At 58.6% G+C, this 16,390-nt stretch carries 13 protein-coding genes and 1 pseudogene; 11 read left to right on the top strand and 3 right to left on the bottom strand.

What is annotated here, in order from left to right; all coding sequences use genetic code 11:
* The first annotated feature begins 482 nt into the window (after positions 1–482).
* The 3 genes from A3AI_RS0119245 (at position 483) to A3AI_RS0119255 (ending at position 5,575) form a co-directional block, all read left to right on the top strand.
* Positions 483–2,771 (top strand): DGQHR domain-containing protein, encoded by a 2,289-nt coding sequence (locus A3AI_RS0119245; protein WP_024517131.1) that lies wholly within the window; start codon positions 483–485, stop codon positions 2,769–2,771.
* Positions 2,764–3,630, top strand: a complete 867-nt coding sequence (locus tag A3AI_RS0119250; protein WP_024517132.1) for a DNA adenine methylase — start codon at positions 2,764–2,766, stop codon at positions 3,628–3,630. The genes A3AI_RS0119245 and A3AI_RS0119250 overlap by 8 nt, the downstream gene beginning before the upstream one ends.
* A gap of 232 nt (positions 3,631–3,862) precedes the next feature.
* A complete protein-coding gene (locus tag A3AI_RS0119255) occupies positions 3,863–5,575 on the top strand; it encodes a flavin-containing monooxygenase (protein WP_024517133.1) in 1,713 nt (570 codons plus the stop codon).
* Between the two features lie 196 nt (positions 5,576–5,771).
* Here the strand turns inward: A3AI_RS0119255 and A3AI_RS0119260 are convergent, their stop codons facing one another.
* A complete protein-coding gene (locus tag A3AI_RS0119260; protein ID WP_024517134.1) occupies positions 5,772–6,659 on the bottom strand; it encodes a hypothetical protein in 888 nt (295 codons plus the stop codon).
* Positions 6,660–6,825: 166 nt separating this feature from the next.
* Between A3AI_RS0119260 and A3AI_RS0119265 the strand changes: the two genes are divergently transcribed.
* Positions 6,826–8,019, top strand: a complete 1,194-nt coding sequence (locus tag A3AI_RS0119265) for a CaiB/BaiF CoA transferase family protein (protein ID WP_024517135.1) — start codon at positions 6,826–6,828, stop codon at positions 8,017–8,019.
* A gap of 70 nt (positions 8,020–8,089) precedes the next feature.
* On the opposite strand, the gene A3AI_RS0119270 is transcribed toward A3AI_RS0119265, so the two are convergent.
* Positions 8,090–8,728, bottom strand: a complete 639-nt coding sequence (locus tag A3AI_RS0119270) for a TetR/AcrR family transcriptional regulator (RefSeq protein ID WP_024517136.1) — start codon at positions 8,726–8,728, stop codon at positions 8,090–8,092.
* Positions 8,729–9,073: 345 nt separating this feature from the next.
* On the opposite strand from A3AI_RS0119270, the gene A3AI_RS0119275 reads away from it, so the two are divergent.
* The 3 genes from A3AI_RS0119275 to A3AI_RS0119285 all read left to right on the top strand — a co-directional run bounded on the left by A3AI_RS0119275 (position 9,074) and on the right by A3AI_RS0119285 (position 12,722).
* Positions 9,074–9,877, top strand: coding sequence for an SDR family NAD(P)-dependent oxidoreductase (locus A3AI_RS0119275; RefSeq protein ID WP_024517137.1), 804 nt, complete (start codon positions 9,074–9,076; stop codon positions 9,875–9,877).
* A gap of 135 nt (positions 9,878–10,012) precedes the next feature.
* Positions 10,013–11,134, top strand: a complete 1,122-nt coding sequence (locus tag A3AI_RS0119280) for a DUF5938 domain-containing protein (RefSeq protein WP_024517138.1) — start codon at positions 10,013–10,015, stop codon at positions 11,132–11,134.
* Between the two features lie 55 nt (positions 11,135–11,189).
* Complete coding sequence (locus tag A3AI_RS0119285; protein ID WP_024517139.1) at positions 11,190–12,722, top strand: AMP-binding protein; 1,533 nt, start codon at positions 11,190–11,192, stop codon at positions 12,720–12,722.
* Between the two features lie 240 nt (positions 12,723–12,962).
* On the opposite strand, the pseudogene A3AI_RS49350 reads toward A3AI_RS0119285, so the two are convergent.
* A pseudogene (locus tag A3AI_RS49350) lies at positions 12,963–13,252 on the bottom strand (hypothetical protein).
* Positions 13,253–13,652: 400 nt separating this feature from the next.
* Here A3AI_RS49350 and A3AI_RS0119295 point away from each other — a divergent pair.
* The 4 genes from A3AI_RS0119295 (at position 13,653) to A3AI_RS0119310 (ending at position 16,330) form a co-directional block, all read left to right on the top strand.
* Entirely contained in the window at positions 13,653–14,735 is a 1,083-nt protein-coding gene (locus A3AI_RS0119295; RefSeq protein WP_024517140.1) for a DUF937 domain-containing protein, read from the top strand.
* Positions 14,736–14,797: 62 nt separating this feature from the next.
* Complete coding sequence (locus A3AI_RS0119300) at positions 14,798–15,049, top strand: GlsB/YeaQ/YmgE family stress response membrane protein (protein ID WP_024517141.1); 252 nt, start codon at positions 14,798–14,800, stop codon at positions 15,047–15,049.
* Positions 15,050–15,085: 36 nt separating this feature from the next.
* Positions 15,086–15,541, top strand: a complete 456-nt coding sequence (locus tag A3AI_RS0119305) for a YidB family protein (RefSeq protein WP_245286918.1) — start codon at positions 15,086–15,088, stop codon at positions 15,539–15,541.
* Positions 15,542–15,751: 210 nt separating this feature from the next.
* Positions 15,752–16,330, top strand: a complete 579-nt coding sequence (locus A3AI_RS0119310; protein ID WP_024517143.1) for a DUF4126 domain-containing protein — start codon at positions 15,752–15,754, stop codon at positions 16,328–16,330.
* Positions 16,331–16,390: the final 60 nt, after the last annotated feature.

Consider the following 16,390-nt stretch of genomic DNA (forward strand, 5'->3'; position numbering starts at 1 on the left):
CCTGCGAGCGCTGTCATCGCGTGGAAGCATCAGGGTGCCCGAGAGGCGCAACGCCATCACGGCATCCAGCTCGGCCATCAGATCGGGATACGGCGGCACGCCTTCATGATGGGCCACGTCTTGCAATACTCGTGAAACATCCAATCGACTGTGCCGAACCTGATGCCGACAGTGGCGCTGGCATCGTCACCGCCGCTACGCCAGCTGTCGAAGGCCGGAAGAAATATCGTCGCGGCGCAAGCTGCATCGTAATCGCCGCCGAGCGGCTCGTTCGGGAAAGGCCGGTTTTGGAACCGCGGCCGCTCGGAAAAGCAAATTTGCGTCAATTCGAGAAGACCGCGCAATACGTGGTCCTCACGTGAGCTTGCGGCCACCACTAGAAGTAGTGGATTAGTACCACGGCCACCATTGTCCTCACTGACGCCAAATTGCTAACCCGTTTGGCATCGGGGCGATTCCACCGGGGATACGTATCGGCAGCTATGCTGGGGACTAGGGCCATAACAAAAGCTGAACGCGTTGCGGAGTTTAAGAAGCGAAAGCAACGCTTCGCTCAGCGAAAAATCCATCCCGCCGATCGGGAAAAGGCCGTTGCTGAAGGCTGGTCCGCGACAGGTCGTCAGTATAAGGACGGACAAATCCAAATCGAAAAAACCAAATCTCACGACGAAGTTTTGGAAAATCGATTCTGGTCGGTGCTGTATCACCTCGGATATGACGAGCTAAATATTGGCCGCAAGTTCAAGATCCAAGTCACAGACCTCGACAAGGGCGAAGAAGTCTCGAAGCAAGTAGATGTCTTCGCCAAAGACGACGACACCGTGGTCATTGCAGAATGCAAGTCGTCTGCTTCCAAGTCTACGACCAGTTTCCAAAAAGACATCATGGAGTTTGCGGCGCTGAAAAAGTCGTTCGCAAAGAGCGTGACGGCCGTCTACGGCAAAGATGCCAAGTTGAAATTTATTTGGCTTATTGTCACGCGGAACATAATTCTCACCGCCAATGACCTAAAGCGCGCCGAACACGAAAATATTCAGGTCGTGGGCGATCGGGACCTGCGGTACTTCGAGGAGATCGCGCGAAATATAGGTAAAGCCGCAAAATACCAATTTCTCGCCGAATTCCTGGAAGGCGCCAAGATCAAGAACCTCGAGGACCATCAGGTACCGGCAATCCGAGCAAAAATAGGCGGGCATCTGGCGTACTATTTCCTGGTGCAGCCGGAACGCCTTCTACCCATCGCGTTCGCAAACCATCGAAGCCTTCGAGATCCATCGGGAAATCCAGCTTACCAGAGACTCGTAAAGCGGGCGAGACTCAATCAAATCAGCGCGTTCTTGGACCGGGGTGGATTTTTCCCCAATTCAATCTTGGTCAACTTCAAGAAGAGGGTAAGATTCGACTGCAAGCAGAGCTACGAAGATCGACAAATCGAGTTCGGCGATCTTTCGCTTCCTGATGCCTACAAGACTGCGTGGATCATTGACGGTCAGCACCGCTTGTATGGTTTCGCGGCGGAGACAGCTCAAAAGCGGCGTTCGAATATCATTCCGGTGATAGCGTTCGAGAATATCTCTCGGGGGATCGAAGCCGATCTGTTCGCGACTATCAATGGCAAGCAGGCCAAAGTTTCGAAAAGCATACTTGATGAGCTTGAGGGTGACCTCAAATTCGATTCCGAAGATTTTAAGTCGCGTACAGGCGCAATCGCGTCGCGATCACTGGCATTGTTGGACGCCGAAAACGGAGGACCGTTCAACGATCGATTCAAAACGCCCGAAACTGAAGAAAGCGACGCCGTATGCCTTACGATCTCCGAATTGAAAAAGGCGGTTGTGCAATCAGGCCTAATTGGGAGGCCCGGAACAAAAGATCGTCCACCGCAACCCGGATACGCGACGCGGAATACAAGCGAGGATTCTCTACAGGCCCTGTCTGATCTGCTGTCTGCTTACTTCGATAAGATTCGTCGCGCCAACCTGGACCGTTGGGAGCTTGGAAGATCCGCGCACCTGTGCATGAATATCGGCGTTGCTGGCCACATTAGGCTGCTTGCTGCGCTGTGCGATCATCTAGCTGCGGATACGAAGCAAGATCCCAGTCAACTTGAGCCTAACGAGCTCGTTGAACAGCTTGGGCCTTATCTCGATCCGGTCTTGAAGTTCATTGCCGAGGCTAGTGATCTCGATTTCGAAGCGCACTTCAAACCGATCTTCGGCTCTGGCGGCCCACCGAGATACTTTTATGAACTGGCGCGCCTCGTACAGGAAAAATTTCCCCAATTTATACCCAGCGGTTTGAGCGAATACATCAGCACCAAATCTTCGGAAGACTCTCGGAAGGCCGACGAGCAGGTTAGGCGCGTCATCGACAAGATTCATTTGCACGTTATCGGCGTACTGAAGCAGCGCTACGGGGATCGCTATTACACGGCAGGTATTCCTCAAAAAGATATTCGGATGAAGGGCCTTGATCGACAGCAGGATGCTGAAGTTGATGAGCAACTTGACCCGATAACGTATCTCGATGTCGTGGACTTGAAAAAGATTGTAGAGCACAAGAATAATTGGCTTTATTTCGAGCCGACGATGAATATCAGGATGCGCGATGATCGAAGGGGAAATGCAAAAAACATTTCTTGGTTTGATACGCTGAACGACATCAGAAAGATCATGGCGCATCCCGCTAATCGATCCTACAAGCAAGCCCACTACGATTTTTTGGATACCTTAGAGGCTGAACTCGAAAAGAGGTTCGGCACCAGTGCGTGATTTGGTTCCGTTCCTCAAGTGGGTTGGGGGCAAGCGATGGATGACATGGCGTCACGATTGGCTCTTCCCATCCGAATATAAGTGCTACTTTGAGCCGTTTCTTGGAGGCGGTGCAGTCCTGATGCATCTCCAGCCGAGGAAGGCCGTAATTGCTGATCTAAACGTTGATCTGATCGAAGCGTACAAGGCTGTTAAGCGCGACTGGCGCCAAATCGAGCGCTTGCTGGCAAAACATCAGCGCCTTCATTCTCATGACTATTACTATAGAATTCGTGCTACCCATTTTTCTGAGCGGACCGAAGAGGCGGCCAGATTCATTTATTTGAACAGAGCCTGTTTTAATGGAATCTACCGCGTCAACCTGAAGGGAGAGTTCAACGTTCCGAAAGGTAGCAAGGACGCAATTGTGCTAGACGATGACGATTTCGGATCGATCTCGCAGGTTTTGAGGAAATGCCAAATTGTCGCTCAGGACTTCGAGGAGACGATCGCCATGGCCGGAAGGGGCGACTTTGTCTTCGTCGACCCGCCTTACACGGTGAAACACAACAACAACGGCTTTATCAAATATAATCAGGATCTGTTCGCTTGGGCGGATCAGGTGCGGCTGAGAGACTGCATCAAGGATGCGGTCTACCGAGGGGCATACGTCCTGTTGACGAACGCCAACCACTCCAGCGTCCGGGATCTATATAGGAACTTAGGCGCCATGCATCAGCTCGATCGGGCTAGTATTCTCTCCGCGTCAAGTTTGCATAGAAGGTTGAGTTCAGAGCTCGCGATCACGATCGGCTACTCGGCAATGGAGCCCTCAAGTGCTGCGATTTCGCGGGTGCGCGCCGCTCAAGCAGTACGTTGAGGAGAACGCGCTGCTGTGAACGCAAAACCCAGCCCATGAAGAACCTCCGAACGCTGCGGCATTTCGAAGTCCATCGGCATGAGCGAGCCATCGCTCTGCCATGCCGGGCGAAGCTTGGGGGCTAAGGGCTGGAGCGGAAGCGCCGGCGGTGAATGCAGGCGGTTGCTTGTGTGGTCAAAAAAGATTGTAATCCGCCTATCAGGCGTAACACATAACCCCGGAGCGGGAAGAAATGGGAGAGGCCAAAGCCCATTATGAGGTGATTGTCGTCGGCGCTGGCGTGGCGGGCATTTACCAGATCAAGCGGTTGATCGATCTCGGCATCGACGCCACCGTACTCGACTCGGCCCCCGATCTCGGCGGCACCTGGTACTGGAACCGCTATCCCGGCTGCCGTTTTGATTCCGAGAGCTACACGTACGGGTTCTCATTCTCACGCGAACTGCTTGAGGAGTGGCACTGGAAAGAACGTTTTTCCGGTCAGCCCGAGAATTTGCGCTACCTCAATTACGTTGCCGACAAGTTCCATTTGCGCGAGCACATGCAGTTCAACTGCAAGGTCGAGGCGATGCGCTTCGATGAAGTGCGCGATCTATGGCAAGTGCTGGTCGAGGACGGCCGCAGGCTTACCTGCCGCTTCGTGGTCCTCGCGATCGGCCTGCTCTCCGCGCCGACTATGCCGCGGCTGGAGGGTATCGATGACTTCAAAGGCCGTTCGTTCCACACCTATTATTGGCCGCATGAGCCGGTCGATCTGGCTGACAAGAAGGTAGCCGTGATTGGCACCGGCGCCACTGGCATTCAGTTGATAGGCGAGATCGCTGACAAGGTCGGCGACCTAACCGTATTCCAGCGTCGACCCAATTGGAGTGCGCCGCTCAACAATAGTGCGATCTCCGAGGAGGAGATGGCCGACATTCGCTCGCGATATGACGAGATCTTCGCCGCCTGCGCCCTCACACCCGGCAGCTTCCTGCACGGGCCTGACCGCCGCGGCTTCTACGAAGTCACTCGCGAGGAACGGCTCGAGTTGTGGGACAAGCTCTATGATGAACCTGGCTTTGGCATTTGGCTCGCGAATTTTCGCGAGACATTCATGGACGAAGCGGCAAATGCCGAGCTGTCTGAATATATCGCCGATCGCATCCGCCGCCGTGTCAAAGATCCCGAGGTGGCCGAAAAGCTGATCCCCAGGGATCACGGCTTCGGCGTGCAACGTCTGCCGCTGGAGACGAAATATTTTGAGGCCTATAACCGCGATAACGTGCATCTCATTGACATAAGCGAGACGCCGCTCGTTCGCGTGACCGAGAAAGGCCTGCGTACCACCGAGCGCGACTATGAGTTTGATATTATCGTCTACGCCACCGGGTTCGATGCCATAACTGGCGCCTATGATTTGATTGATATTCGGGGCATCGGCGGCGAAACGTTGGCTGGAAAATGGAAGCATGCGCCATCAACCTTCCTTGGCATGCTCGTCCATGGCTTTCCGAATCTCTTGATGCCGACCGGACCGCAAAGCGCATCGGCTTCGACGAATTTTCCGCGCGGCATCGAGAATGGCGTCAACTGGTGCGTGGACCTGCTGCAACATATGTGGGACCGCGGCTACGTGCGGGGCGAAGCCACGCGCGAGGCGCAAGAGCGCTGGACCGCACATGTGGCCAAGATGTACGAGATCATGCTGATGCGCAAAGCCAAGTCTTGGTTCACCGGCTATAACTCTAATGTCCCCGGCCATGAAGAGGGCACCGTCCGGTACTTCGTCTACAATGGCGGCACGCCGAAATTCGTCGGAATCATCCAAGGCATAGCCGCGAATGGCTATCAGGAGATCAACTTCTGGACGGGCTCGGGTACCGGCGCACAACCGACGACTGCCAGCGCGTCCGGCTCGACTTCCCCCAGTTGGGCCGCTTCACGGCATCGGCGAATGCCATGAGCAGATAGTGCTTGCCGTCGATGGCATCGCGAGATGCGGATAGCCGCATAGGAATGCTCTCCAGGAGATCTCTGCACTCGATGGTAGGTCAGCGTTTGATGACCGCCATTGCCCGGTATGGCCTGAAGCTCGGCAGCCACCTGTATCTGATCGGGGCTAAACGGCGCCGGCCCGACCAAACAGTGCCTTCTGCGTCCTACCTTTCATACTGATCCGGCGCCATCGCCCAGTGAGACTGATCATGCTCGAATGCGTAGTTGCGATTGGTCAGCGCCGGATTGCGATTGACCATCGGCCGCATGAACATCGGGTGGGTCGCGCTGCGCACCTCGTGCTCGACCGTGAAGAGAAGTTTGCCGCTGCTGAGATCGACGATGTTGCAAAACCGGTACTGATACTGATTGTCCTCTCTGGAGACCAGGTTGCGCGCTTCCAGCCGGCGGTGCGGGCCCGAGAAATCGGTGATGTAAATCTGAACATGGTGGCCGTCATATTCGGGACGGGCAGAATCGGTCTCACGGAACAGCAGCTGCTGGTCGCGGCCCGCCTTGACGGCCGTCACCTTGCGGTCGCCATTCCTGAATTCGGCGGGCATACCCATAATCGCCGGATAGAAGGCGCAGATCCCCGGCGCGGTTCCGGCCGGCACCTCGAATTCGACATAGGGTATGCCAAGCGTGATGCGCCCGAAGCGCGCCGCGTCTGGTTCATAGCAGCGCAGACGGTTGCCCCACGGACAGACGGCCTCGACGTAATCATTGTGTTCGGCGAACGCGAACGCGGTGCCATCGAGCTTACTGGCGACAGACGCCAATCGCTGCAGCAGCGCGTTACGACCTTCGATGACCAGCCCAACATGACCGCGCAGCACCTGCGGCTTGCCGGTCGGCAAATGAAACTGACTCTGTCCAGCGTTGATCCACATGTTGGTGTCGGACACCATCAGATAGGGGTCGCGGGTGAGCCCTAGTCCGACGACGTAGAACAAGGTCGCAAGGCGTTGATCCGGGACCTGGACGTTGACGTGCTCGAGATGGATCGCGTTGCCGAGATCCTCGGCGGAACGATCGAACTGATGTGACATGGGTGCGGCTCCAGGTACTGATGACGGACAGGTCCTAGTACAGCAAAACGCGTTGACCAATCGTACCATCGGGCGATGGCTCCTGCTGGCCGAGGCACGGCATCGGTTGGCAGCCTTGCTGCGAAAGAAATTCCATGTAGTCTGAAGAAACATGAGGAGAAAGTCGATGGGGGGAGTTCTGGAGGGCGTGCGCGTCCTGGATTTCGGGCGCTATATCGCGGGGCCATATTGCGCGACGCTCCTGGCCGAATTTGGCGCCGAGGTCATTCGCGTGGAGAAGCGCGACGGCAGCGAGGATCGCTTCGTTGCACCGGTCGGCGCAGGTGGCGAAGGTGCTCTGTTTCTACAGATCAACAGAAACAAGAAGTGTATCGCGCTTGATCCGATGAAGCCCGAAGGGCAGGAGGTGATGCGCCGCCTGGTTGCGACGGCTGACGTAGTCGTCGCCAATTTACCGCCGCAGACTCTGCGAGCGATGAAGCTCGATTACGAATCGTTGAAGGCGATCAAGCCCGACATCATCCTAACGACGGCGACTGCGTTTGGCGGGCCGGGGCCCTGGTCCGACCGTGTCGGCTTCGACGGCGTCGGTCAGGTCATGTCGGGTTCGGTGTATATGACCGGTGCCGGCGATCCACCTTACCGTGCCGCCGTGAACTGGGTTGATTTCGGAACCGCGCTGCATTGCGCATTCGGGACACTCGCCGCCCTGATCGAGCGCGGCAAATCCGGCCGCGGGCAAATTGTCGAGGGCGCGTTGCTTGCAACCGCGTTGTCTTTCACCAACGCAACGCTGATCGAACAGGCCGTGATCAACGTCAATCGCGTTCCGACTGGCAATCTCGGGCAGACCGCCGCGCCGGCAGACATCTATCGCACCAGGGACGGCTGGTTGCTGTGTCAGGTCACTGGTCATCCACTGTTCATTCGCTGGGCAAGGCTGATGGGTGAGGAGGAGCAGTGGCTGAACGATCCGCGCTTTGCGGACGACATCAAGCGGGGCGACAATGGTCCCGTCATCAGCGAGCGGATGGCGCGTTGGTGCGCCGAGCGTACGACGCAGGAGGCCGTCGATACGCTGGGCAAAGCCATGATTCCGGCCGGCCCCGTCCTGAGTCCCCAGCAGGCGCTGGATCATCCGCATATTCGCGCCACCGGCTTCATGCAGGACGTCGATTATCCGGGATTGCCGAAACCCGCACCGGTGGTGCGCGCTGCCGTTCGGCTGTCGGAAACGCCGGGCGAAATCGCGACGCGTCCGCCGATGCTCGGCGAGCACACCCATCTTGTCCTGACCGAACTTGGCTATGACGCGACTGCGATTGCGACGCTGCGGAAAGCCGGCATCATCGGCGGATAGTGACGGGGGATTCAAACTGCCCCTTGATTGTCCCAGCCGCCATTCAGATCGCCCGCACTACGCGATCCGTTCAGCAAATCGTAGGCAGCAGCCGCCGAACTTCTTCCAGCAATTCGGGAATCGCGCCGTTGTCGTTGGATAAATGCTTCAGCAGGGCATTCTGAAACAGCCCGTCGAACAGCGCATAAAGCACACCGGCGGACACCGCCGGGCGCTTGCCGCCGAGTTCCGCATAGCGCGAGGCGATCCGCCAGATCATGTTTTCGAGGCTCTTGTCGATTTCGACGACGTCCTTGCGGAAGGCTTCCTCGAAGAGCGCCTGGGCGCGCAGATCGTACCAGAGGCGGTGCATGCGTGCCTCTTTGCGAAGGGTTTCCGCGAGCTTGACGAGAAAGCCTTCCATTAGTTCTTCGCGACTTTGTGCACTGGCCGTGACCTGATCGTAGCGGGTCACGCACTTAGCCTTGTAATGGCTGACGCAGCAGCAGATCAGATCCGTCTTGTCGCGGAAGTAGTAGTGAAAGACCCCATGCGTGAACGCTGAATTCTGCGCGATTTCACGCAGACTGGTGCGTGCGTAGCCGAGCTCGCCCAGCGTCTCTAACGCGGCTTCGGCGAGTTCGAGCCGGCGTGCATTGAACTTCTCCTCCTTGAGCGCCTCGGCCGCGTCCAAAACCCGCTTCCTCGCGCTCGCCACTTGCTGCGCCATCGACGTCCGTTCCTCATCTTGCTCTGCCGTCCCTCGGAAGCGAAGACGATTCGCGCCTCCTCCCAACACGATTGACTGTACCCGCGTCAGAAATGTTTGACAATCGTCAAGCATTGTCTTGACAAGTGTAAAGCGACGACTAAACATTTGTCAAAAATGATTTTGACGGTCGTAAAGACGTCGAAAAAGAACATAAGCGGAGGAGGAGTCAGCGGAAGCAAGCCGCCTCGTCGATTATCTGCGGTCCCCGAGCCGACGCGCCAGAGAGCGTCGTGCAGATGCTCGCGGCGATACGCCGCTCTCAATCAAAACAAGCAACGCAAAACAAGCAACGGAGGAGACGTTATGAGTGCGAAGACCCTTGCTGGCAGAAATGCGCTGGTGACCGGTGGCGCGCGGGGTATCGGCGCCGCGATTGCAGAGGCCCTGGCAAATGCGGGTGCGGCAATCATGATCGCCGATATCCTCGAAGACGTCGGCAGGGACACTGCCGCGACGATCGCGAAATCAGGCGCGAAGGCCGGATTTGTGAGGCTCGACGTCACCGACGACCAGCAATGGGAGAGGGCGGTGGCAACCGCCGTATCCACGCTCGGTGGCTACGACATCCTCATCAACAATGCCGGGATCGAGATCACGTCGCTTGTCATCGATGTGCGGGCCGAGGATCTGCGTCGCATGTGCGACGTGAACATCGTCGGTGTCGGACTCGGCATGAAGCACGCGTTCCGTGCCATGCGTCCCGGCGGCGCGGCTGGTGCGGGCGGTGCGATCGTCAACATTGCCTCTGTCGCCGCCACCATCGCGTTTCCGGCCATCGCCGGGTACTCGGGGACCAAGTCTGCAGTAGACCGCATGACGCGGGTCGCGGCCATGGAGGCCGGCAAGCTCGGCTACGGCGTGAGGGTCAACTGCCTCTATCCGGGCCTGGTGCCGACCGACATGGGCGTGCAGCTCGCCGGCGACATCGTGAAGGTGGGGCTCGCGCCGGATCCCAATGCCGCGGTCGCATCGGTCGTCGAGCAGACGCCGCTCGGTCGGCTCGCCGCGGTCAGCGACATCGCCGATGCTGCCGTTTTCCTCTGCTCCAACGAGGCACGCTTCATCACTGGAGCCGGGTTACCGGTCGACGGTGGCATGGGCATGTAGTGCCGCTCGTTTCGTCCTGACCGACGCCGCCGGGGAGGCGCAATCGCCTCTCGGAACGAAGACGCATGGCCAGACCGGATGGCCGGTTGAACTGCGATCAAAATCAAAACGCGAAAATCATTAGGAGGATTCAACATGAGCGAGAAGCGCCCCGTCGTCGTCTATGGCGTGTCCGGCTACACCGGACGGCTGGTCTGTGAATATCTGCGGGAATACAACGTTCCCTTCATCGCCGCCGGCCGCGATGCCGAGAAGGTCAAGGCCGTGGTCGAGAAGATCCCCGGCATCGAGACCGCCGACTACGAAGTCGTCGGGGTCGACCACACCGTCGAAGCGCTGACCAAGCTGTTCAGGGGCGCGAAAGTGGTGAGCAACATGGTCGGCCCTTTCATCAAATACGGCAACGAAGTCGTGGAAGCCTGCTTGAATGCCGGCTGCCATTACAGCGATACGACCGGCGAACAGGACTGGGTGCTGAAGTGTCAGGAGACCTGGGGCGATCAATTCGCGGCAAAAAGATTGCTGCTCGCACCGAACGTCGCGCAGATGTATACGACCGGTGAGATCGCCGCCAACATCTGTCTCGAACACCCTGGCCTCGACACGCTTGATATCCTCGTTTTCTGGAAGGGCCTTCCGACCTACGCCTCGACCCAGACAATCTTCACGATCCTGAAAGCGAACTGGTACTATCTCGAACAAAACAAGTTTGTCGAATGGGATGTCACCGCTCGCGCCGACGTCGTGGTCCCGGGCCAGCACGAAACCGCCATTGCCGTGCCGTGGGGCGGCACCGCTCATCCGGTCTGGTTCAGGAACGATCCGCGTGTCTCGAATTGTCGCGTGCTCGGCGGCGTTCTCGCGCGTCCCGTCATGGAGGGGGTGGTCCAGACCACTCAAATGGTGAAAGAGAAGATCAAGCCGCTGCCGCCTGATCAGCAGGAGAAGGCTCTCGCCGACATTGCCGCGAGCGTTCAGGCGGCAATGCCGCCACGCGAGAATCCACGCATCAACACCTCGATCGACTCGGTCTACGCCTCCGGGCCGCTTGGCCGTGTGCACTGTGTTATCCACGGCAACTGCAACTACAAGCAGACCGGAATGCTGCAGGCCTATGCGGCGTTCTCATTGTTACAGACCCCACCGAAGAAGGTGGGCTTCGCGTCGGGTTGCCAGGCGTTTGGTCACCGCGAGTTGCTCGGCCAGCTGCGTAGCTTCGGCCTGGTGATGAACCCGATCCTGACCATCCATAATTGACGGTTCGGCCGGCGCGGCACGGTCCGCGCCGGCTTCGCCCCGCGCGGAGGCAGTCATGCGGCTAATCGACTATTTGGACAAAGGTGCCTCGCTGGGCGCGGACGCGCCGTGCCTGACCATGGATGGCCACGAGCTCAGTTACGCCGACGTGCAGCGGCTGAGCTACCGGATCGCTCGCAGCCTTGTGCAGACCGGAATCGCCGCCGGCGACAAGGTCGCCATCCTGTCGGGAAACGATCCGATCGCGTTCGCGTGCGTGTTCGGCATTTCGCGCGCGGGCGCGGTCTGGTGCCCGGTCAATCCGCGCAACGAGGCGGCGGAGAACCAGTTCATCCTCGATGAATTCGACTGCAGCCTGCTGCTGTTTCATTCCAGTCTCGTCGAGATGGTAGAGAAGATCCGCCCGAAGCTGCCGAAACTGCGGGCGGTGGTGTGTCTCGACGCTGCATTGCCGTTCGCCGCATCATTCGACGCCTGGCTGTCCGACGACGTCGGATATTTTCAGCGCGAACCGGTCGACGACCTCGTCATGTTGCCGGGCACCGGCGGCACCACCGGGAAACCCAAGGGGGTGATGCTGTCGGGCCGGAACATCGAGACGATGACGGCGCTTACGTTGATGAGCTACCCGTTCAAGGGACGTCCGACCTACCTCGCGCTGGCGCCGCTGACGCATGCCGCGGGCGTGTTGTGCTTCCCGGTGATGGCGCTCGGCGGGCGGATCGTCATCATGCATCACCCCGACATCGGCGAATTCCTCGCCCTGATCGCGAGTCACCGCGTCACCCACACGTTCTTGCCGCCGACCGTGATCTACATGCTGCTCGATCATCCGCAGCTCGATCAAGCTGAACTGGGCTCACTGCAGTGCTTCTGGTACGGCGCGGCGCCGATCTCGGCCTCGCGGCTGGCGGAAGCGCTGCGGCGCATCGGGCCGATGGCGCAGCTGTTCGGGCAGACCGAAGCACCTATGATGATTTCGACCATGGCGCCGGACGATCATTTCAATGCCGACGGTTCGATCGCCATCGCGCGGCTGTCATCGGCGGGCCGAGTAACCCCGCTCGTCCAGCTTGGCATCATGAACACCGACGGCAATCTCCTGCCCAGAGGGCAGCGCGGCGAGATCGTGGTGCGTGGTTCGCTGGTGATGGACGGGTACTACAAGAACCCCGAGGCCACCGCGGAGGCCTCGGCCCATGGCTGGCATCACACTGGCGATATCGGCTATCTCGATGCCGACAACTTCCTCTATATCGTCGATCGCGCCAAGGACATGATCATCACCGGCGGCTTCAACGTCTATTCCGTTGAGGTCGAAAACGCGCTGCGGGCGATCGAGACCATCCAGGACTGCGCCGTCGTAGGTCTACCCGACCCGAAATGGGGCGAGCGCGTGGTTGCGGTCGTTCAGGCGAGACCGGGCCAAAGTGTCGACGCGGCTGCTGTTACCGCCTTCGTCAAGGCCCAAATTGGCAGCGTCAAGGCGCCGAAGCAGATCGAGGTGTGGAGCGACCTACCACGTTCCAAGGTCGGCAAGGTGTTGAAGGCCGATGTCCGCGCGAAACTGCTGCAAGGCTCGGGATGACCTGCGCCCGATCGGACGCGCGCCGATATTCATGATGGCGAGGAGCGATCTGCTCCACCCGAGGGCCGGACACGGAAGCCCGAAACAGCGGCGGTCCCTGGCGACGCAGTCCGAGACTGATGCCAATTCAGAAGCGGTCGCATGCAGACCTCAGCTTTCGGTCATCTCCGCCCTTTTGGGATCGCTGTCGCTCCCCTGGGCTTTTGTATTCAACGCCGCAATCTTCGAAACGACGAGAAGCTACGCGTCGGATTCGATGTTCAGCAGGACCTCCCCGGCGATGATTTCGGGGTCTCCAAGATGAAGGTCGTGCAGGCTTGCTTGAACAGTACTTTATCGTTCGCCGCATTGGCGCTTTCGCGGTCCTCGAAAATCATCACGGCGACCCCGACGCCTTCGCCCCCATCCAGTACATAATAAGATCTGAATCCGTGCGATTGCCTTAGGATCTGGCCGATGCCGCTTCTGGCGCGGCGAGCGGCATCTGCGACCGAATGAACCTTGGTGTACTTACGAATGACTATGTACATGGGCCACCACGCGTCTTAGTTCCGTCCTCACGCATCAAAGCATATTGGGCCGCCGCTGCACTAGGTCGGCCGATTTCCGAGATCGGTCATTCTCGATCAAACGGGGCTGGCCGGACCATGTCCGCATATTCGCACCTTGGCCGGGTGACCCGACAATCCCAATTCTCGGGATGGCCACGCGCCATTGGCTTCCGACGCCCAGAGTTTACCGGCTTTTCGCCGTCCCTTGATCTAGATCAAGAAACTCGCTTCGGACCGCTTTTAGGTCTTTGAAGGATCATTGCGTCGTGAACTGCACCGGCCAGTGTGCGAGACGCAGCGGCGCACCGGCGTTGTCGTCCGGCAGATCAGGAAAAGCTCAACAAACCGCCCCGGCAATAACCATTCGTGGAGAGACGCGATGGCAACCAACCTCACCTCCGTCGTAATGCAATTCCTGACCCCTGAAATCGTCGCCCAGATCGCCTCATTTCTGGGACTGGACAAAGCCGCCACCCAGAAGGCGGCAGGAGGAGCGGTTCCAGCGTTGCTGGCGGGTCTGTCCGATCTGGTTGCAAACCCTGCCGGAACCAGCCAACTGTCGAAGCTGCTGTCGCAGCAACAAATCCGTTCTCCCACCGATCTCCTGAGCAGCACGGGCGTCCAGGGACTTGCAGACACCGGATCGAACATGCTCTCCGGGTTGTTTGGCGGCCGAACCATGGACACCATGGCGCAGGCGGTCGGCAAGTTTACAGGTATCGGCGACAGCGGCGGCAAACTGCTGCTCAGCGTACTCGGTCCAATCGTGCTGGGCGCCTTGGGTCAACACCAGCGCAACGCGGGTCTCGACGCAACCGGCCTCGCATCGCTGCTCCGCTCACAGAAAGATCAAATCGTTGCAGCGATTCCGTCAGGTCTGGCGGATCAACTCGGTGCTACGGGTCTGATCGACAGGACCACAAGTGTTTCTGGACGCGCCGCCGCCGCGGCAAGCCAGACAGCCAGCACTACATTTAACAAAGCCGCGCAGTGGCCCTATTGGCTAGGCGCCTTGATCGTACTGGGCGGTCTTGCCTGGTACACGCTCGGACGCCAGGGTCAACAGACGGTCGCCGAGCAACCCGCCACAACGCAACCCGCAACCCAAACCGTGGGCATGGCGCCGGCGAATTTGACCGTCGATGGGGTGAACCTCGGCAACCAGTTCAACTCGTCCATCAACACCCTGAAGTCCGCGCTGCCCGGCATCACCGATGCAGCCACTGCTCAGGCAGCTTTGCCCAAGATCAACGAGGTGGTTGCGCAATTGAACGATATTAGCGCGCGGGCGGCAAAGCTTCCTCCCGAAGGGCGAAGCGCGCTCGCCAAACTGATCGTCGCCATGAGGCCTACGATCAACCAGATGTGCGACAAGGTCATGGCGACCCCCGGCGTTGGGGTCGTCGCGAAGCCGGCTATTGATGATCTTCAAGCAAGGTTGGACGCGCTGGCGCAGGTCTGAAGTCTGCAGAAAGCCCGTTGAGAACGACTCGCCATCGATCGGTTTTTGAAAGGAGCAGCGATATGGGCATCCTCAGCTGGATCATACTTGGCCTTATCGCGGGGTTCATTGGGAGCAAGATCGTCGACAAGCAGGGGCAGGGATTTTGGCTCAACATCGCCCTCGGAATAATCGGCGCGCTCGTTGGCGGCTTTCTGTTTAGCTTTGTTGGTGCGAGCGGTGTCACAGGCCTCAACATCTGGAGCATGATTGTCGCGATCATTGGCTCCGTTGTCGTGCTGCTGATCTATAACGCCGTGACCGCACGAATCTGAATTGGATTGTCCCACGCTCATGCTCAAAGGGAGAGAATGATGGCCGGCCTCGAAGATATGATCCGATCATCCGCGCCAGGTGGCAACATTGGAAAGCCTTTGATGCTTGCGCTTCTCGCGCTGTTCGCGTCCGGCGCTCTGTTCCGGAGCGGCGGAGGAGACCGCCCCGCGGATACGCCGAAGCAGCCGACATCCGATGAAGGAGCAGGTGGTCTGCTCGGAGGATTAGGCGGGCTATTGGATAAACTGCAAAAGGGAGGTCTTGGAAACGCTGCAAATTCGTGGGTTGGTTCCGGCCAAAATCAACCTGTATCCCCTGGTCAACTTGGCTCGGCCCTTGGCCCGGACATCGTCAAGGTGCTTGCTCAACGCTCTGGCCTCTCCGAAGAAGAAATCACCAACCAATTGTCGCAGGCGGTGCCGGGCGTGGTGGACAAACTGACCCCGCAGGGCCGTCTCCCGACCGTGGCGGAATTGTCTGAGTTGAGGTGAATGGGTTCGCCGACCAGTCCGAGGGCCAAGCCATGCGCATTGACGCATTGATGAGTCTGCGCATGTGAGGTCGCCATAGCGCGGCTGTCGTCGCCATGGGCCCGATCGGTTATTGCGTTGAGATACAGGCTCACATCGCTATCTGATCAGGTCAAAAAGGGATAAGGTAGAAGCTCAGTCGGTTAGTCATATCTAAATCGAAGTCGCTGCATGTCGAATCCCGATCTTCCATTGTCAATCGCGCTTGGGGTCGGCCTCGCTGCGGCAACGGGCTTCCGCATTTTTTTGCCGATGCTCATCGTCAGTGTGGCAGCCCATACTGGGCATCTGTCATTGGATGAACGCTTTGCATGGCTTGCAACGTCATCCGCGCTGATAGCACTGAGTGTGGCCGCCTTTCTGGAAATCCTTGCCTACTATGTTCCCGTTGTTGACAACCTGCTCGACACCTTGGCAACGCCAGCCTCTCTGGTCGCAGGGACGGTCGTGTCGGCGGCAGTAATGACCGATGTGCCGCCGATGGTGAAATGGACGGCGGCTGTGATCGCGGGGGGCGGCGTCGCCGGCCTTACGCAAGCCGGCACCGCAATGCTTAGAGCAAAATCTACGATCTTCACCGGTGGTGTTGGCAACGCGGTCATCTCGACAGCGGAACTGGGTGGCGCGCTCCTGGTCTCTCTCTTGGCGCTGGCCGCGCCACTTGCCGCCCTCGGAGTGGTTATCTTCTTTCTATGGTTGGCGATGCGCTTGATCCGTCAGCTGCTCCGACGAGAGACGCGCTCGAGTTAGAGATCATTCCCGGAAGTCGAGCGCGGCCGACGATGTCTCCGTGGAGCCGACATAATGGAT

It is taken from the genome of Bradyrhizobium sp. Tv2a-2, assembly GCF_000472425.1.
Classification (GTDB): Bacteria; Pseudomonadota; Alphaproteobacteria; order Rhizobiales; family Xanthobacteraceae; genus Bradyrhizobium.